Source organism: Streptomyces sp. NPDC002845 (assembly GCF_053591955.1).
In genome coordinates, this window is the sequence record NZ_JBSFUU010000026.1 from 1 (window position 1) to 18,375 (window position 18,375).

Below are 18,375 nucleotides of genomic sequence, written 5' to 3' on the forward strand. Positions count from 1 at the left end.
CCAGTTCTACCGGGGCTCCGCTTCTTACGTCCCGAGTCACCGCAGATCAGCGCGTACTTGTCAGCGCCTCCGAAGCCGTAACTTCACGGCCTTGCGCTAAAGCTCCGCGAGGAGTTCCGCCTTCTTCACAGAGAACTCCTCATCCGTCACCAGCCCCGCCTGATGCAGTTCCCCAAGGTGACGTATCCGCTCGGCGATATCCGCGGGATCCCGGCGCGGCGCAGCCGCAGCCGGGACGGCCGTGTCCGCGGAGCACTTCCGCACCGCATCGAGCACCGCCGCCGCGAACGGCAGTGACTCGTGCACCGGCCCGTACCCGAGGCCGAACACCACGGCCGCCGGGTCCTGGTCGGCCTGGGCGGGCGGCGGCGGAGCGGACGCGCGGGGCAGCAGCCGCAGGTGGCCCTCGAACAGCTCGGGGGAGCGCCACTCGACGCCGCTGAGGCCGGTGACCGGGAACTTCTGGTCGCCGGCCTTCCACTTGGCGGAGGAGGCCCCGGTCCAGAACCAGCGGAAGGAGACCGCCTTGCCGTCGAAGGAGGCCTTCCCGTCGTACGCCTTGAAGCGGCGCGGTGCCGGGGGCGCCGTCACGAGGTGGCGTTCGGCGGGGCCCTCCGCGGTGAGCCGTGCGCGCAGTTCGTCGGCGTAGTACTCGGCGAGGGTCTCGCGTTCGGCGGGGAGCACCAGCCGGTACGGGTCGCACGACGCCTTGAGCTGGCCCGCCGCGGCCTCCATCAGCGGATCGGCGCCGTCTCTCGGCACGGCGTGCAGGACGACCGTTCCGCGCTTGCCGGGGGTCAGGGTCACCCCGGCGATCGCCTCCAGGGGGATACGGCGTTCGCCGAGCGCCTGGAACAGTTTCGGCGTCCGGATCCCCCGTTCGAAGCGGATGAGCACGGAGTCGGACTCGAACTCCCAGGCGGCATGAAATCCGGCCAGTACGTCACCCATGCGGCTCATCGTAAGCGGGAGGCGCGACGAAGTCCCGTCCCTCGGCGGACCGCGGTTTCTCGTTCTCTACGCGCGTCCGGCCGCGACGGTGGCGGGCAAACCCTCCCGGCACGCGTCATCCTCGTGCGCGCACTCCACGGTGCGGTACGCACCAATGCCGATCGCGGCGAAGTTGCGCAGGCTGTCCGTGCCCGGCTCGAAATAGCCGTTGTGTCCCTGGGCGGTGGCCGCGGACAGCACGCGCGCCCCGAACTCGTCGGAGACCGGGTCGGCGCCGTGGCCGAGCCCGCCGAACTCCAGGTTGGGCACGCCCTCGATCCAGTCGTCGGCGTCCCGCATCGCCCACACGCGAGCGGCGGAGTGCAGCTGGGAGACCTTCGCGGCGCGCATGCCGGGGCTGCCCGCGACCGCGATGTCCAAGACCCGGGCCGGCAGTTCGCGTGCGGCGACCCCGCAGACGACGGAGCCGTAGCTGTGGCAGTACAGCGCCACGGGTGAGCTGCCTGGCAACGATCTGACCAGCGCGTTCAGTCGTACCGCGCCCTGCTCGGCGCGCAGCGCGGTGGCGGAGTCCATGCCGAGGCCGTCGGGTGCGGTGTAGTCGGCCCAGGCGATCACGGCCGTACGCGTGGCGGGACCGGCCTCGTGCTCGGCCCGGTACAGGGAGCGGGCCATGCCGACGGGTGCCGAGTACTCGCGGTCGGTGCGCTCGAAGGAGAGCAGGTCCGTGTCGACGCCGGGGACGACGACCGAGACGCGTTCGGCCTCGGCGAGGTCGCCGAAGACCTCGGCGATCCGGCCGGTGCCCTCGGGGTCGAAGGCGAGGATCTGCCGGTTCTCGCTGATCAGCGTGGAGTAGCGCTGCACACGGCGGTCTGCCTCGTGCTGGCCGTCGACGGAGAGCCGGACGTCGTGCGTGCGCTTGCGCTCGATCGCGAGCTGCTGGCCGAGCGCGACCCGGTTGGCCCGGTAGCGCAGGGCGATGGGGGCGCCGTTCATGTTGCCGACCACGAGCGGATAGCGGTGGGCGAGGCGGCTGCTCTGGTGGGGTGTGAGCGAGGCGAAGAAGCGCGCCAGCCGGTTCGGGGAGGATTCGGGGTCCGGCAGCGCACGTCCGTTGATGTGGCCGTTCTCCCATGCGGAGAGCGAGGCATCGAGCGGGGACTGGACACGGTCGCTGCGGATCGCGGTCCAGCCGGTGGTCGCCAGCATCACGAACACCACGGCCAGGGCGAGCAGCGCGCGCCAGACGTTGAGTCGGGGAGATGGCGGAGCTTGGGGAGAGGGGCCGAAGGAAGTCACTGAAAGGACACACTAGGAGAACGAACGGGTCTCGCGTTAACCAAGTGAGAGGGATCACGTTTCGATCACGGGTGATTCCGGTAGTACGCGTGAGCACCCATGGCCGTGCGTGACCACCTGCGGCCGGCCGCGGCTGTCGAGGCCCTCACCCCGTACGCCACTTCTCCGTCAACGACGGCCCCAGGGCGTCGAGATACGACGTCGTCAGCGCGCGGATGGCGTCGACGCTGAGGTCCTCGCCCGCGCACCACTGCCGTTCTGTGACCCTCATCACGCCGCCGAACACGGCCACCAGCACGCGCGGCCGAGGATCGGCGTCCACGTCAAGTCCCTCGCGCTCGGCGATGATCCGCGCGAGCCGCTCCGCCATCGCGTCGGAGCGGCGCAGACGGGCGGCGAGGAGGGTGGGCGTCGACTCGATCAACTGGAAGGTGCGCAGGTGCAGTTCCCGCGGTACGACCTGCTCGACGGCCTCGCCCATCGTGTCCCAGCCCTCCAGGACGGCGTTGCGCAGCGCCTCCAAGGGGGTGTGAACAGGTGGTGTTCAAGGGTGTTTGAGCGTGTTCTGGCGTGCATGAGTGAGTCTTCGGGCGGCGACTGGCGCACTCACGGGAAGTGAACGAGAGTTCTTGCGTCGAATGCGTGACCTTCGCCCGGTGGTGGTCGTTGGGTGTGGTGACGGATTTCTGCGACACCGGGCCGGGGGTGAAGGTGTGGGTGGGCTGCGGGAGGTGGCGGCGCCGTTCGTGGTGCCCGGCCCCTCGGGAGTCGCGGTCCGCACTCGGCTCAAGCACCTGACCGCCGGGGACGAGACGGTGCTGCGCCTGGTCGGTGACCTGCTCGGTACGCTCGCGTCCCGGGATCTGAAGGCGCGGTGTGCGGCCGGGCTGGACCACGACGCCGAGCGGTGGGCCGAGCGCAAGCGCACCCTGACGCGGGAGTCCTCCTCGCGCTGGGCCGGGGCGGTCACGAAGGCCACCCACGATCAGTGGGCGCTGGCCCGGCGCTGCCAGCTCGCGCACATCCAGAGCCTTCAGGCCGGAATCGCGACGATCACGCACCGGCTGTCCCTCCCGGTCGGGGCGAAGGGCAGCAAGCAGGCGCCGGGCGGCTACCGCAGCAAGCGGGAGTGGTTCGCCAAGTCCCGCCGCCTGCACGTGCTCGAAGACCGGCTTCAGGCGGCGCGGGCGGACTGTGAGGCCGGGGTCGTGCGTGTGGTGCGCGGCGGGAAAGGCCTGCTGAACACCCGCCATCATCTGGAGCAGGCGCAGCTCACCGAGGCCGGGTGGCGCGCCCGGTGGCAGGCCGGGCGGCGCTTCCTCCAGGCCGATGGCGAGTCCGGCAAGCGGTACGGCAACGAGACCCTCCGCGTCACCGACGACGGCGAGGTCTCGATCAAGCTCCCGGCGCCGCTGGCACACCTGGCCAACGCCCCGCACGGCCGCTACGTGCTCACCGCACGGGTGAGCTTCTCCCACCGGGGCGAGCAGTGGGCCGACCGGGTCACCGCCAACCGGGCCGTGGCCTATCGCATCCACGAAGACGTGCAGCGTGGACGCTGGTACCTGACCGCGTCCTGGACCATCCCGCCCATCCAGACGGTGCCGCCGGAGGCGGCCCGCGCGAGGGGCCTGGTCGGGGTGGACACCCAACGCCGACCACCTGGCCGCCTGGCGACTCGACGAACACGGCAACCCCCTCGGCGAGCCTCTCCGCTTCGGCTACGACCTGTCCGGCACCGCCGATCACCGTGATGCCCAGGTGAGGCACGCGCTGATCCGCCTGCTGCACTGGGCCCGGCGTCACAGCCTCGCCATCGCCATCGAAGACCTCGACTTCACCATGGAGAAGACCCGCGAGAAGCACGGCCGCCGCAAGCGCTTCCGCAACCTCATCTCCGGCATGCCCGTCAGCAAGCTGCGGGCCCGGCTGGTGTCCATGGCTGCCGAACTCGGCATCCCCGTCATCGCCGTGGACCCGGCCTACACCTCCCGCTGGGGCGCCCAGCACTGGCAGAAACCCCTCACCACCCACACCAGGAAGACATCTCGCCACGACGCGGCCGCCGTGGCGATCGGCAGGCGCGCCCTGGGACACCCGATCCGGCGACGGACGGCACCGCCCCGTAACGACCAGAGCGATCGTTACGGGCATCGGACCGCCCAGGCCCGACCGGGCATCCCGGGGCGTGAGGCTGTGTTGATCAGCGGCCTCCGGCCGCGGGCCGCTCCCGCGCCCCCGGACCACGGACACGATCCGTGCGCGCCGGACGCGGAGCGAAAGCGGGGGACCAGAACGCCCAACACCGTCCGGGGCGTTTGGCTGAGCATGAGTCCTGGCAACAGGACTCACTCCCGCTCAGTCTCTAGGAACGGTTTCGTGGAGCGGGCCTGCACCATGTCGTGGAGGGCGAACGCGGCCTCCTCCTTGCCAGGGAAGTAGCGGAAGAAGGTGCGCTGCGAGACACCGACGGCCTCGGCGATCTCGTCGACGGTCGTGTCCTCGTAGCCTTGCGTGGTGAACAGCTCCCGGGTGACCCGCACGAGTGCGTCCCGGGTGCGCTGTTCTGAGGCTCCGCCTCGGAGCCGGTTTGCGGCGGGGTTCACCTATCCGGGTGACAACGCTAAAGATTCCTCGCACCGGATGCGCGCCGCGGGTGACAGTGGGTCAAGTCCTCCGTACGGCATGGCCGATGGGCATATGGCCGTACGGCACGGAGGACGCACTGATGGTCTGCGGCGCGCTGCCGGAGGGGGGCAGCGCGCAAGCAGGCTCTACGGAGTTACGACGTTACGGATTCACGGGACCCGAAAGTACGTGAATCGAGCCCTCGGTACCCGTATGGGTCGGCGCGCTAACGCCCCTGTTCCTCCAGAGCCCCCGACACGGGCCGCGGTACGGAAGGCGCGGGTGCCGAACCCGACAGTGCGGCCACCTCCGCCCGAAGGGCCCGTACCTCCTCCGTCAGGATCTCGATCGCCTCCGTCTGCCGCTGCTCCTCGATGTCCTCTTTGTCGAACTGGGCGATGAACCACGCGGCGATGTTGGCGGTGACGACACCGAGGAGGGCGATCCCGGAGAGCATCAGCCCGATGGCCAGCACCCTGCCCAGCCCGGTCGTCGGCGCCATGTCGCCGTATCCCACGGTGGTCATCGTGGTGAACGCCCACCAGATGGCGTCCTCCAGTGACTGGATGGATGCTTCCGGCCGACCCCGCTCCACTTCCAGCACGGCCAGCGCACCGAAGACCAGCAGCCCCATACAGGAGCCCGCGACATATGTGGTGACCCTGACCTGCGAAGCCAGCCGCGCCCGCTGCCCGACGAGCAGCAGCAGCGACACCAGCCTGAGTAGCCGCAGCGGCTGCACCAGCGGCAGCGCCACCGCGAGCAGCGCCAGCGGATTGCCGCGCACGAAGCGCAGGCGGTCCTCGGAGAGCCACAGCCTGACCACGTAGTCGACGGCGAACACACCCCACACGGCCCAGTTCGTGACGTGGCACGCGGTAAGGACGGATCCGGGGGCATTCGGGACCACGATCGGCACGGCGTACGCGACCGCGAAGAACACGGCCAGCAGCAGGAGCGGGCCTTGGGTGCGTCGCTCCCAGTGGTCCCGGGCGGTCTGTTCGGTCATGGTCATGGGGAGCATCGTAGGAAATCGCAAGAAGGAGAGAGGGCGGCGGCACCCGAAGGTGCCGCCGCCCCTGCGGCGGACCGGGTCGGCCCGGCGGCGGACTACGCGTCGCCGCCCGCCGCCCCCGGATCGGCCGCCGCCACGTCCAGCAGCTGGTAGCGGTCGACGGCCTGCTTGAGCACCGACCGGTCGACCTTGCCCTCGCGCGCCAGCTCGGAGAGCACCGCGACCACGATCGACTGCGCGTCGATGTGGAAGTAGCGCCGGGCAGCCCCACGGGTGTCGGCGAAGCCGAACCCGTCGGCGCCGAGCGAGGTGTACGTGCCGGGCACCCACCGTGAGATCTGGTCGGGAACGCTCCGCATCCAGTCGGAAACGGCCACGAACGGCCCCTCGGCCCCGCTCAGCTTCCGTGTCACATACGGCACCCGCTGCTCCTCCTCGGGGTGCAGCAGGTTGTACTCCTCGCACTGCACGGCCTCGCGGCGCAGCTCGTTCCAGGAGGTCGCCGACCAGACGTCGGCGCGCACGTTCCACTCCTCGGCGAGGATCCGCTGCGCCTCGGCCGCCCACGGCACCGCGACTCCGGACGCGATGATCTGCGCCGGGATCGAGCCCGATTCACCCTCGCTGAAGCGGTGGACGCCCTTGAGGATGCCCTCGACGTCCACGTTCGCCGGCTCGGCGGGGTGCTGGATCGGCTCGTTGTAGACGGTGAGGTAGTAGAAGACGTCCTCGCTCTCGGGCCCGTACATCCTCCGCAGCCCGTCCCGCACGATGTGCGCGATCTCGTAACCGAACGCCGGGTCGTACGAGACACAGCCCGGGTTGGTCGACGCGAGCAGCTGCGAGTGGCCGTCCGCGTGCTGGAGACCCTCACCGGTCAGCGTCGTACGACCGGCGGTCGCACCCAGGACGAAACCGCGCGCCAGCTGGTCGGCCATCTGCCAGAACTGGTCGCCGGTGCGCTGGAAACCGAACATCGAGTAGAAGACGTACACCGGGATGAGCGGCTCGCCGTGCGTCGCGTACGCCGAACCCGCCGCGATCAGCGACGCCGTGCAGCCCGCCTCCGAGATGCCGTCGTGCAGCATCTGCCCGGTCGGCGACTCCTTGTACGCGAGGAGCAGATCCCGGTCCACGGCCTCGTACTGCTGGCCCAGCGGGTTGTAGATCTTCGCGCTCGGGAAGAACGAGTCCATGCCGAACGTGCGGTACTCGTCGGGCGCGATCAGCACGAACCGCTTGCCGATCTCCTTGTCCCGCATGAGGTCCTTCAGCAGCCGTACAAACGCCATGGTCGTGGCGATCGACTGCTGACCCGAACCCTTCTTCACGGTCGCGTACGTCTTGTCGCCCGGCAGCTCCAGCGGCTTCGACCGCACGACACGGGTCGGGACGTACCCGCCCAGCCCCTTGCGGCGGTCGTGCATGTACTGGATCTCCTCCGAGTCCCGCCCCGGGTGGTAGTACGGCGGCAGCCCGCCCTCCAGATCCTTGTCGGAGATGGGCAGATGGAGCCGGTCGCGGAAGTGCTTGAGGTCGGCGACCGTCAGCTTCTTCATCTGGTGGGTCGCGTTGCGGCCCTCGAAGTTCGGGCCCAGCGTCCAGCCCTTGATCGTCTTGGCGAGGATCACCGTCGGCTGGCCCTTGTGCGCCTTGGCCGCCGAGAACGCCGCGAAGATCTTCCGGTGGTCGTGACCGCCGCGGCCCAGGTGCAGGATCTGGTCGTCGGTCATGTTCTCGATCATCGAGCGCAACCGGTGGTCGTCGCCGAAGAAGTGGTCCCGGATGTACGCGCCCGTCTCGGTGGCGTACGTCTGGAACTGGCCGTCCGGCGTGGTGTTCATCTTGTTGACCAGCACACCGTCGCGGTCCTGCGCGAGCAGCGGGTCCCACGTCCGGTCCCACACCAGCTTGATGACGTTCCAGCCGGCGCCCCGGAAGACCGACTCCAGCTCCTGGATGATCTTCCCGTTACCGCGCACGGGTCCGTCGAGCCGCTGCAGGTTGCAGTTCACGACGAAGGTCAGGTTGTCGAGCCCCTCACGGGCGGCGATGGACAGCTGCCCGAGCGACTCGGGTTCGTCCATCTCGCCGTCGCCGAGGAACGCCCAAACGTGGGACTTGGAGGTGTCCGCGATGCCGCGCGCCTCCATGTACCGGTTCATCCGCGCCTGGAAGATCGCGCCGATCGGGCCGAGACCCATCGACACGGTCGGGAACTCCCAGAACTCCGGCATCAGGCGCGGGTGCGGGTAGCTGGACAGCCCGTACGGCGCCTTGGACTTCTCCTGCCGGAAGCCGTCGAGGTGCTGCTCGCCGAGGCGGTCGAGGAGGAACGCGCGGGCGTAGATGCCCGGCGAAGCGTGCCCCTGGAAGAAGATCTGGTCCCCGCCGTCGCCCTCGTCCTTGCCGCGGAAGAAGTGGTTGAAGCCCACGTCGTAGAGGGAGGCCGAGGAGGCGAAGGTCGCGATGTGACCGCCGACCCCGATGCCGGGCCGCTGGGCCCGCGACACCATCACGGCCGCGTTCCACCGGGTCGCGTTGAGGATCTTGCGCTCGATCTCCTCGTTGCCCGGGAAGAACGGCTCGTCCTTGGTGGCGATGGTGTTGACGTAGTCCGTGCTGCGCATCTCGGGCACGGCCACGCGCTTCTCGCGGGCCCGCTCGATCAGCCGCAGCATGAGGTAGCGGGCGCGCTCACGGCCCCGCTCGTCGACGGCGGCGTCGAGCGAATCGAGCCACTCCTGGGTTTCCTCGGGGTCGAAGTCAGGGACCTGACTCGGGAGGCCGCCAATGATGATCGGGTTGCGATCGGATCCGGAAGCCACGCTGTTCCTTCGCTCTCAGAGGGCCACTCTTCAATGGGCTCTTGCTACGGGTTCTTCTCTGTGCCTGCACCGTTCCCCATCGTGTACCTCGGGAACGCAAACGTCATCTCTACCGCGCGGTAACCGGTTCGGCCAGGGGTTCTTGGGGCCGGTTCGGTCAAAACGCAACGATACGCCCAGTGCGTAACGCGTTTCCGTAAACGCATTCGGGTCCCGTACCCTCGGGTGGTTCCCAAACTCATAAAACGGGCAGAACGGTGTGGTGTCTGTCACGGCGGTTCGTGATTCCATGCCTGGAGTTGCGGCGACACGGCCGGGATCGTCACCGTTTCGGCGGTCTCAACGGCTGGGTACTTGCGCGATCCGCCCCGCCCGTGTGGACTACGGCCAATGCTTCGCGTACGCGCGTGGCTGAACTTCCCTGGGGGCGACCCCAACCGAAACATGATCAGGAGGCAACCCGTGAGCGCGACCGCGGACCACGCGGAGGAGCGGACGAACCCTGCCGCGAGGCTGGGGTTCCAGCCCGAGCAGGTGGTCCAGGAGATCGGCTACGACGACGACGTCGACCAGGAGCTCCGCGAGTCCATTGAGGAAGTCATCGGCAGCGAGCTCGTCGACGAGGACTACGACGACGTGGCTGACGCCGTGGTGCTGTGGTTCCGCGACGAGGACGGCGACCTGACCGATGTGCTGGTGGATGCCACCACGTATGTCGAAGAGGGCGGCTCGATCCTGCTGCTGACGCCCAAGACCGGGCGGGACGGATATGTGGAGCCGAGTGACATCTCCGAAGCCGCGACGACCGCGGGGCTGTCCGCGACGAAGAGCGTCAGCGTCGGCAAGGACTGGAGCGGCAGCCGGCTGGTGACCCCGAAGGCGGCCAAGTCCAAGAGGTGAGGCGGGGCGGGGGCGGGTGCGATACGCCGCGTTGAGCTGTTCTCGCCCCCGCCGCCCCTACCCGTCCCATCCCCCAGGGGCTCCGCCCCTTCAACCCCGTGCCGGGGTGCTGCGGCTTTCAGGGGAGCTGCGGGTCGTGTGTGGCTGGCCGCGCCCACGCGGCGGAGCCGCATATCGATACACCCCCGCGCCCCTGGAAGGGGCACGGCTCCAGCCCGGACCACCACCCACGCTCCCTACGCCACACCTCCCCAGCTCCACCTCTGTACCAAGCCTTTCCGGCTGCGCCGAGCCCCTCCGGCTGCGCGCCGAGCTCCTCGGGTGCTGCGCCGGGCTTTTCCGGTTCCGTGCCGGGCCTTTCCGGCTGCGCGCCGAGCTCCTCGGGTGCTGCGCCGGGCTTTTCCGGTTCCGTGCCGGGCCTTTCCGGCTGCGCGCCGAGCTCCTCGGGTGCTGCGCCGGGCTTTTCCGGTTCCGTGCCGGGCCTTTCCGGCTGCGCGCCGAGCTCCTCCGGTCCCGCGCCGAGCTCCTCCGGCTCCGGGTGGCGTCCCGTCGGGTGGTGTAGCCATGCGGACCGCGCGGGTCCGCTCAGTGCTGTGGCGGAGTACGCCGGTCGGCTTGCCCCCAGTCAGCCGTGCTGCTCGCGGGTGTCAGCGCCGTGATCCGGCGCGCAGGTGGCTGCCCTGCTTGATTGATCTGCGGAGTCGTGAACTCCGCACCGCTGCACCACATCGTCAATGCAATGCTGCTGGTGGTTCTGTGGGTTCGCTCCAAAAGCCTCCGGCCCTGTGCCAAGCCTCTCCGGCCCTGTGCCAAGCCTCTCCGGCTCTGTGCCGAGCCTTTTCAGCCCAGGCCAGGTGCAATCAGCCCGTCCGGCGTTTGAGGACGAGGCCGTTCAGGCCGATCCCACAGGAACCCCCGCTCACCCGCACACACCCCACTCACCCACCCCACTCCCACGCGCCGAACCCTCCCACCCAGCCCAAAGCACCCACCCGCCCCTCAAAGCTCCCCAGCCCAAAGCCTCCACAGCCTCCACCCGCAAGCTGCCCACCCACCCCCATCCCCGAAGGGCCGGGGTCGAAGGGGCGGAGCCCCTGGGGATGGGACGGGTAGGGGCGGCGGGGGCGAGGGACGCGGGGGGTGCGTAGGGTGGGCGTCACTCGGACAGACCCATGGGAGGGCGTAACGTCATGGCGATTCAGGTTGGCGACAAGGCGCCGGACTTCGAGCTGAAGGACAACCACGGCGCGACCGTCCGGCTCTCGGAGTTCCGCGGCGCGAAGAACGTGGTCGTGCTCTTCTACCCGTTCGCCTTCACCGGAGTCTGCACCGGCGAACTGTGCGCCCTCCGCGACAACCTGCCGAAGTTCTCCGCCCGCGACACCCAACTGCTCGCCGTCTCCAACGACTCCATCCACACCCTGCGCGTCTTCGCGGAGCAGGAGGGCTTCGAGTACCCCCTGCTCTCCGACTTCTGGCCGCACGGCGAGACCTCACGGGCGTACGGCGTCTTCGACGAGGGCAAGGGCTGCGCGGTCCGCGGCACGTTCATCATCGACAAGGAGGGTGTGGTCCGCTGGACCGTCGTCAACGCTCTCCCGGACGCCCGTGACCTGAATGAGTACATCAAAGCGCTCGACACCTTGTGATTCTCGGTCCCCAGGGCCTGCGCAGGGCGGGAACCCCTCACTAGGATCGAATCGTTGATCCGACACCAACGCACGACGGGGCTCCCCGCCCCTGGACACCAATGGAGGACTCGTGGGAGTCAGCCTCAGCAAGGGCGGCAACGTATCGCTGACCAAGGAGGCCCCGGGCCTGACCGCGGTCATCGTCGGTCTGGGGTGGGACGTCCGCACCACCACCGGCACCGACTTCGACCTGGACGCCAGCGCCCTGCTGGTGGACGGGGCGGGCAAGGTCGCCAACGACCAGAACTTCGTGTTCTTCAACAATCTCAAGAGCCCCGACGGCTCGGTCGAGCACACCGGTGACAACCTCACCGGTGAGGGCGAGGGCGACGACGAGCAGATCAAGGTCAATCTCGCGGGCGTCCCGGCCGACGTCGACAAGATCGTCTTCCCGGTCTCGATCTACGACGCCGAGAACCGCCAGCAGTCCTTCGGCCAGGTCCGCAACGCGTTCATCCGCGTCGTGAACCAGGCCGGCGGCACCGAGATCGCCCGCTACGACCTGTCCGAGGACGCCTCCACCGAGACCGCCATGGTCTTCGGTGAGCTCTACCGGCACGGCGCGGAGTGGAAGTTCCGCGCCATCGGCCAGGGCTACGCCTCGGGCCTGCGCGGCATCGCCCAGGACTTCGGTGTGAACGTCTAGCCGATCAAATCGATCGCGTCACCGCATCACGGGTCGTCGGTCGTCCGTGACCGGCCACCGGCACCGGTCACCGGCCGGCCCGTGATCGGTGCACGCTCCGCCGTCCGGCGTCGCACATCCACCACGTGCGGCGCCGGACGCACTCGTACCGACGCGTACCACCACCACAGCTCGACTCGGGGAGGACCAGCACTATGGGCGTCACGCTCGCCAAGGGGGGCAATGTCTCCCTCTCCAAAGCCGCACCGAACCTCACACAGGTGATGATCGGGCTCGGTTGGGACGTTCGTACCACCACGGGCGCCGACTTCGACCTGGACGCCAGCGCGCTGATGTGTCAATCGGGCCGGGTGATGGGCGACGAGTGGTTCATCTTCTACAACCAGCTCAAGAGCCCCGACGGCTCGGTCGAGCACACCGGTGACAACCTCACCGGTGAGGGCGAGGGCGACGACGAGTCGCTCCTGATCGACCTGTCGAAGGTGCCGGCCAACTGCGACAAGATCGTCTTTCCGGTCTCCATCCACGACGCCGAGAACCGCGGCCAGAGCTTCGGTCAGGTCAGCAACGCCTTCATCCGCGTCGTCAACCAGGCCGACGGCCAGGAGATCGCGCGCTACGACCTGAGCGAGGACGCCTCCACCGAGACCGCCATGATCTTCGGCGAGGTCTACCGCTACGGCGGCGAATGGAAGTTCCGCGCCGTGGGACAGGGGTACGCCTCCGGGCTGCGGGGCATCGCCCTGGACTTCGGGGTCAACGTCTCGTGAGGCCGTTCGCGGCCGGATGACGGCGGGAAGATCAGGAACATGGCGGGCTGACAGCGCGTGGACAGTGGTCCGAGCGCGTGGACCTGCCCCTCCCCGGGTGGCTGGGCCCACCAGTCCGCCCGGGGAGGGTGCCGACTAGACTCCGGAGTCAATGTTCGGTAAAGCCGCGCGCGGCGCGGGGGAACCCCGTACACATACGATTGGGTAGCCAGTGGTTCTGAAAACCTTCGGCTGGTCGTTCGCGGTCACCGCGCTCGGCTTGGTCGCAGCGATCCTCTTCGGCGGATGGACCGCGTTCGGGATCGTCGCGATCCTGTCCATTCTCGAGATCTCGCTCTCCTTCGACAACGCGGTAGTCAACGCCGGCATCCTGAAGAAGATGAATGCCTTCTGGCAGCGGATCTTCCTCACCATCGGCATCCTCATCGCCGTCTTCGGCATGCGACTGGTCTTCCCCGTCGTGATCGTCGCCGTCAGCGCCCAGATGGGCCCGATCGAGGCCGTCGACCTCGCGCTCAGCGACAAGGACCGCTACCAGGAACTGGTCACCGACGCTCACCCGGCGATCGCCGCGTTCGGTGGCATGTTCCTGTTGATGATCTTCCTCGACTTCGTCTTCGAGGACCGTGAGATCAAGTGGCTGGCCTGGCTGGAGCGGCCGCTGGCCAAGCTCGGCAAGATCGACATGCTGTCGGTCTGCATCGCCCTGATCGTGCTGCTGATCTCTGCGATGACCTTCGCCGCCAACGCCCACCAGCACGGCGGCACCCATGTCGACAAGGCCGAGACGGTCATGCTCTCCGGCATCGCGGGTCTGATCACGTATCTCGTGGTCGGCGGTCTCTCCGGCTTCTTTGAGGACAGGATCGAGGAAGAGGAGGAACGCGAGCACGAGGAGGAGGAAGAGGCCGCGCGTGCCGGTAAGCCGCGCTCGGCGGTCGCCCTGGCCGGCAAGGCCGCGTTCTTCATGTTCCTCTACCTTGAGGTCCTCGACGCGTCCTTCTCCTTCGACGGCGTGATCGGCGCCTTCGCCATCACCAACGACATCGTCCTGATGGCCCTCGGCCTCGGCATCGGCGCCATGTACGTCCGGTCCCTCACCGTCTACCTGGTCCGCCAGGGCACCCTCGACGACTACGTCTACCTGGAGCACGGCGCGCACTACGCCATCGGTGCCCTCGCCGTGATCCTGTTGGTCACCATCCAGTACGAGATCAGCGAGTTCATCACCGGCCTCATCGGCGTCTTCCTGATCGGCTGGTCCTTCTGGTCCTCCGTCCGCCGCAACCGCGCGCTCGCGGCAGCGGAGGGAAAAGCTGAGTCCTCGGGCGAGAAGGCCGAGGTCTCGGCGCACCTTTGATTGAGGCTCGGTTCGCCTCCGGGGCGCTGTAGCCGGTGTCGACAGGCCGATCGTGCTCGACCCTCCTTCGTCGGGCCTCCACGCGTTCGGCCTGTCGCCTCCGGCGCGCCCCTTCGGCTCACTTGCCGTAGGGCACCCGGCGTGTGTGCGAACCGTGTGTGTGAACCCGATCCGGGTGAGGAACGCTCTGTGCGGGGCGGTCGTCGAGGATGAGTCCTGAGAGCCTGTGTCACATCCCCGGCCGGGGATGTGACACAGGCTCTCAGCGGCCGCCCCGCGGCGGTTGACGTGGCGATCGACGGACAGGACAACGAGGTTGAGGGGGCGGGCATGAGCTTCTTGGACAGTCTGTGGCGCGGACGCGCGACGGAGTTCGACGCGGGCAGCGCGGCGAGCAACGCCATCGAACTGACCAAACGGCACCACCGGGTCTCGCTCACCAAACAGGGCGCCGCCACCGGCCATCTGCGCATCAACCTGTCCTGGCGGATGCGCACCTCCGACATCGGCGCACCGAAGCGGCAGAGCGTGCTGCGCCACCCCTTCAAGGCCCTCAAGCCCGAAGAGGTCATGGCGCACACCCAGAGCATGGTCAACGTCGACCTCGACCTCGGTGTCATGTACGAACTCGCCGACGGCACCAAGGGCGTGGTCCAGCCGCTCGGCGGCTTCCTCGGTGAGACCAACTCACCGCCGTATGTGAAGCTCAGCGGCGACGACCGCTTCGGTTCGTCGTCCGGCGAGACGGCCTACGTCAACCTCGACCACCGCGACGACATCAAACGGCTCCTGGTCTTCGTCTACATATACGACCAGACCCCCGCCTTCGACCGCACCCATGCCATCGTCACCCTCTACCCGAGCAACGGCCCCCGCATCGAGATCAGCCTCGACGAACGCCACCCCCAGGCCCGCTCCTGCGCGATCGTGATGATCGAGAACGTCAAGGGCGAGATCATCGTCCGCCGCGAGGTGAAGTTCGTCTACGGCTTCCAGGCCGAACTCGACCGGTTGTACGGGTGGGGATTGCAGTGGGGACGGGGATACAAGTCCAAGATCGACCGCTGAACGCCCGCCGGGGCGCCTACCTGCCGATGAACTGCGGCCCTTGAGGCGGCAGCCTGAAGTCCGGGTCCGGCGCCCCGGCCCCGGGCCCCGGGTAGCCGTACGCGGGCGCCGGGGCGCCGGCGGCCACCGGCTCCTGCGGATAGCCGTACGCCGGTCCGCTCCCCTGCGGGCCGGGGCCGGCCGGCGGCGGATACCCGTACCCGCCGCCCGGCGTCTGCTGGGTGCCCGCCTCCGGGGGATAGCCGTACGAGGGCTGCGGAGGCACCGCGTTCGTGGGCTGCTCGGGCGGCAGCGGTACGGAGAGGTCGGGCTCCGGCTCGGCCGGGGCCTCCGAGTCGTCCACCGAGATGCCGAAGTTCGTCGCGAGACCCTGCAGGCCCTCGGCGTAGCCCTCGCCGAGCGCGCGGAACTTCCAGCCCCCGCCGCGCCGGTACAGCTCACCGCAGATCAACGCGGTCTCCTCGCCGGTCTCCGGCTTGATGTCGAAGTACGCCACCGGTTCGCCGTCGGCGGCTGTGGCGTCGTACAGCAGGATGCGCAGCGCCGGTACGCGGTCGAAGGTGACGCCGTCCGCCGACGCGACCAGCAGAATCTGTCCGACCTCGGACTCGACACCGGCCAGGTCCGTCTGGATCGTGTCAGTCGGGCCCTCGGTGACGCGTTTCTTGCCGAGGCACCGCACCGTGCCGGAGGGGTGGCGGGGCTGGTTGTAGAAGACGAAGTCCTCGTCGGACCGTACACGGCCGTCGGGGCCGAGGAGCAGCGCCGAGACGTCGACTTCCGGGACGCCCTGCCCGGGTGCCCAGCGCAGCACGGCGCGGACCGCCGTGGCTTCGATCGGGACGTTCGACCCCTTCAGCATCGCGTGCGTCATGCGGTCATCCTGCCCTCTCGGTCCTGGTCACGACAACGCGGGGGCACGACCCGAAGCCGGGCCGCCGAGCGCCCGACACAGCTGGTGTTTGTCCGTGTTACCTGAACTTCATGCCCGGTGGGAACCCAAGACATGGATCTCTACGTACTATTACCGGCCACCTTTTCCACCTTTGAGCCAGGCCGCCTAGCCGCTACGGGGGAGTTTTATGCGTCATTTCGGGCACATCGCCCCTGAGGGGCGTCAGCGGCTCTTCCACCGCGAACCGGCCGTGTTCACCGCCGACTCACCGGCCCGGGTGCTCGCGGCGGCCCTCGGGGCGACCCTGTACAGCCCGGCGACCAGACCGAGTCTGGCCGACGACATCGTCAAGCAGGCCGGGCGCGGTGTGGTCTCGATGGTGCTGTGCCTGGAGGACTCGATCGACGACGCGGAGGTCGTGGACGCGGAGGAGAACCTGGTCGGGCAGTTCGCCGACCTCGCCGCCCGCCCCGGCGCCGACCTTCCGCTGCTGTTCATCCGCGTCCGCGCCCCCGAGCAGATCGGCGACCTGGTGGCGCGGCTCGGTCCGGCCGTACGGCTGCTGTCCGGGTTCGTGCTGCCGAAGTTCACCGAGGAGCGGGGCGTTCCCTTCCTGGAGGCCCTCTCCGCCGCCGAGGCGGCCTGCGGGCGGCGGCTGTTCGCGATGCCGGTCCTGGAGTCGCCCGAGCTGCTCCACCTGGAGACCCGAGTGGAGGCCCTGGCCGGGATCTCCCGCACGGTCGACAAGTTCCGCGAGCGGGTCCTCGCGCTGCGCCTCGGCGTCACCGACTTCTGCTCCGCGTACGGGCTGCGCAGAGCGCCCGACATGACCGCGTACGACGTCCAGATCGTGGCCTCCGTGATCGCCGACGTGGTGAACATGCTGGGCCGGGCCGACGGCACCGGCTACACGGTGACCGGGCCGGTGTGGGAGTACTTCGCGGCCCAGGAACGCATGTTCAAGCCACAGCTGCGGCAGAGCCCCTTCAGCCACGGCGCCGAGGAGCTGCGTACCGCGCTGATCGAGCACGACATGGACGGGCTGCTGCGCGAGATCTCCCTCGACCGGGCGAACGGCCTGCAGGGCAAGACCTGCATCCACCCCTCGCATGTGCTGCCGGTGCACGCGTTGTCCGTGGTCAGCCACGAGGAGTACAGCGACGCGCAGGACATCCTGCGGCCCGAGCGGGGCGGCGGGGGCGTGCTGCGGTCGGCGTACACGAACAAGATGAACGAGGTGAAGCCGCACCGCGCCTGGGCCGAGCGCACCCTCCAGCGCGCCGAGGTCTTCGGCGTCGCCAACGAGGACATCGGCTTCGTGGACCTGCTGGCCGCCGCTCTGCCCGGCTGAAACCGTCTGTCGAGTCATAAGGAATTGATGAACAACGTGGTGTGGTCCGGGACCTGGGTCGCCGAGCGACTCGGCGTCGAACTGGTAGGCGACGACAAGCTGAGAGGCCTGCTGGGGCTCGCGCTGCGGCGCAACCCCAAGCGGGCGCATCTGCTCGTGTCGAACGTGCTGGGCAAGCACGTACCGCAGTCGCCGGCCGTGGTGTACGGGTACGGGTTCGCGCTCGGCCGACGGGTACGGGAACTGCTCGGCGCCGAGACGGCGGGCGCGGCCGTGGTCCTCGGGTACGCCGAGACGGCCACCGGCCTCGGCCACTCCGTCGCCGACGGCATCGGCCTCGTGCCCTACCTCCACTCGACCCGCCGGCCCGTCACGGGCGTCGACCGGGCCGGCGGCTTCGAGGAGTCCCACTCCCACGCCACCTCACACCTGCTCCTCCCGGAGGACCCGGCCCTGCTCGCCGGTGAGGGGCCACTGGTGCTCGTCGACGACGAGTTCTCCACCGGCAACACCGTCCTGAACACCATCCGCGAACTGCACGCCCGCTATCCGCGCGACCGGTACGTCATCGTCGCCCTCGTCGACATGCGCTCCGCCGCCGACCTCGGCCGACTGGAGGACTTCGCCCACGAGATCGCCGCCCGCGTGGACCTCGTGACCGCCGCCTCGGGCACCGTACGGCTGCCGGAAGGCGTGCTGGAGAAGGGGCAGGCACTGGTCGCGCGGTACGAGGCGGGGGGCGTGGACGCCGGGGATGCGGCTGGCGCGTCGGCGGGGCCTGGGGGCTTGGTCGGGGGCGCGGTCGGCGTGGCTGAGGCGTCCGGGGGCTTGGCCGGAGTGGCTGCGGCGCCTGAGGGCTCGGCCGGGGTGCCCGAGGGCTCGGTCGGCGAGTCCAAGGTGCCCGGGGACTCGGCTGGGGGAGCGGGTGGCGCGGCTGGTGTGGTTGCGGCGTCCGGGGTCTCGGCAGACG

13 protein-coding genes and 3 pseudogenes are annotated in these 18,375 nt (G+C 69.1%); 9 read left to right on the forward strand and 7 right to left on the reverse strand.

Annotation, left to right across the window (positions count from 1 at the left end):
• Positions 1-96: 96 nt before the first annotated feature.
• From ACWD3C_RS20180 to ACWD3C_RS20190, 3 genes and pseudogenes are all read right to left on the reverse strand, one after another.
• Positions 97-951 (reverse strand): DUF4429 domain-containing protein, encoded by an 855-nt coding sequence (locus tag ACWD3C_RS20180; protein WP_451145694.1) that lies wholly within the window; start codon positions 949-951, stop codon positions 97-99.
• 66 nt (positions 952-1,017) lie between these two features.
• On the reverse strand, positions 1,018-2,253 hold the full coding sequence (locus ACWD3C_RS20185) for an alpha/beta hydrolase (protein WP_451145696.1): 1,236 nt from the start codon (positions 2,251-2,253) through the stop codon (positions 1,018-1,020).
• 145 nt (positions 2,254-2,398) lie between these two features.
• Positions 2,399-2,794 (reverse strand): annotated as a pseudogene (locus tag ACWD3C_RS20190) (acyl-CoA-like ligand-binding transcription factor); the annotation flags it as partial.
• A 172-nt stretch (positions 2,795-2,966) separates the two neighbouring features.
• Here ACWD3C_RS20190 and ACWD3C_RS20195 point away from each other — a divergent pair.
• Positions 2,967-4,622: pseudogene (locus tag ACWD3C_RS20195) on the forward strand (IS200/IS605 family accessory protein TnpB-related protein).
• 18 nt (positions 4,623-4,640) lie between these two features.
• Here ACWD3C_RS20195 and ACWD3C_RS20200 read toward each other — a convergent pair.
• The 3 genes and pseudogenes from ACWD3C_RS20200 to aceE all read right to left on the reverse strand — a co-directional run.
• Positions 4,641-4,859: pseudogene (locus ACWD3C_RS20200) on the reverse strand (TetR family transcriptional regulator); the annotation flags it as partial.
• A 248-nt stretch (positions 4,860-5,107) separates the two neighbouring features.
• Positions 5,108-5,890 carry a potassium channel family protein gene (locus ACWD3C_RS20205; protein ID WP_451145887.1) on the reverse strand — a complete coding sequence of 261 codons (783 nt, stop codon included), beginning with the start codon at positions 5,888-5,890 and terminating at the stop codon, positions 5,108-5,110.
• Positions 5,891-5,991: 101 nt separating this feature from the next.
• On the reverse strand, positions 5,992-8,724 hold the full coding sequence (aceE, locus tag ACWD3C_RS20210) for a pyruvate dehydrogenase (acetyl-transferring), homodimeric type (protein WP_451145698.1): 2,733 nt from the start codon (positions 8,722-8,724) through the stop codon (positions 5,992-5,994).
• A gap of 462 nt (positions 8,725-9,186) precedes the next feature.
• Here aceE and ACWD3C_RS20215 point away from each other — a divergent pair, with 462 nt between their 5' ends.
• From ACWD3C_RS20215 to ACWD3C_RS20240, 6 genes are all read left to right on the forward strand, one after another.
• Positions 9,187-9,624, forward strand: coding sequence for a DUF3052 domain-containing protein (locus ACWD3C_RS20215; RefSeq protein WP_451145700.1), 438 nt, complete (start codon positions 9,187-9,189; stop codon positions 9,622-9,624).
• 1,190 nt (positions 9,625-10,814) lie between these two features.
• Positions 10,815-11,273 carry a peroxiredoxin gene (locus tag ACWD3C_RS20220; RefSeq protein WP_451145702.1) on the forward strand — a complete coding sequence of 153 codons (459 nt, stop codon included), beginning with the start codon at positions 10,815-10,817 and terminating at the stop codon, positions 11,271-11,273.
• 112 nt (positions 11,274-11,385) lie between these two features.
• Complete coding sequence (locus ACWD3C_RS20225; protein ID WP_451145704.1) at positions 11,386-11,961, forward strand: TerD family protein; 576 nt, start codon at positions 11,386-11,388, stop codon at positions 11,959-11,961.
• A 194-nt stretch (positions 11,962-12,155) separates the two neighbouring features.
• The gene (locus ACWD3C_RS20230) at positions 12,156-12,731 is read left to right on the forward strand and encodes a TerD family protein (RefSeq protein WP_451145706.1); all 576 of its coding nucleotides are present in this window, start codon (positions 12,156-12,158) and stop codon (positions 12,729-12,731) included.
• A gap of 211 nt (positions 12,732-12,942) precedes the next feature.
• Complete coding sequence (locus ACWD3C_RS20235) at positions 12,943-14,091, forward strand: DUF475 domain-containing protein (RefSeq protein ID WP_451145708.1); 1,149 nt, start codon at positions 12,943-12,945, stop codon at positions 14,089-14,091.
• A 330-nt stretch (positions 14,092-14,421) separates the two neighbouring features.
• On the forward strand, positions 14,422-15,159 hold the full coding sequence (locus ACWD3C_RS20240) for a TerD family protein (protein ID WP_451145710.1): 738 nt from the start codon (positions 14,422-14,424) through the stop codon (positions 15,157-15,159).
• Positions 15,160-15,175: 16 nt separating this feature from the next.
• Here the strand turns inward: ACWD3C_RS20240 and ACWD3C_RS20245 are convergent, their stop codons facing one another.
• Positions 15,176-16,033 (reverse strand): TerD family protein, encoded by an 858-nt coding sequence (locus tag ACWD3C_RS20245; RefSeq protein ID WP_451145712.1) that lies wholly within the window; start codon positions 16,031-16,033, stop codon positions 15,176-15,178.
• A gap of 208 nt (positions 16,034-16,241) precedes the next feature.
• On the opposite strand from ACWD3C_RS20245, the gene ACWD3C_RS20250 reads away from it, so the two are divergent.
• Entirely contained in the window at positions 16,242-17,405 is a 1,164-nt protein-coding gene (locus ACWD3C_RS20250) for an HpcH/HpaI aldolase/citrate lyase family protein (protein WP_451145714.1), read from the forward strand.
• Positions 17,406-17,432: 27 nt separating this feature from the next.
• The coding region (locus ACWD3C_RS20255; protein WP_451145716.1) for a phosphoribosyltransferase domain-containing protein at positions 17,433-18,375 on the forward strand (943 nt) is incomplete at its 3' end.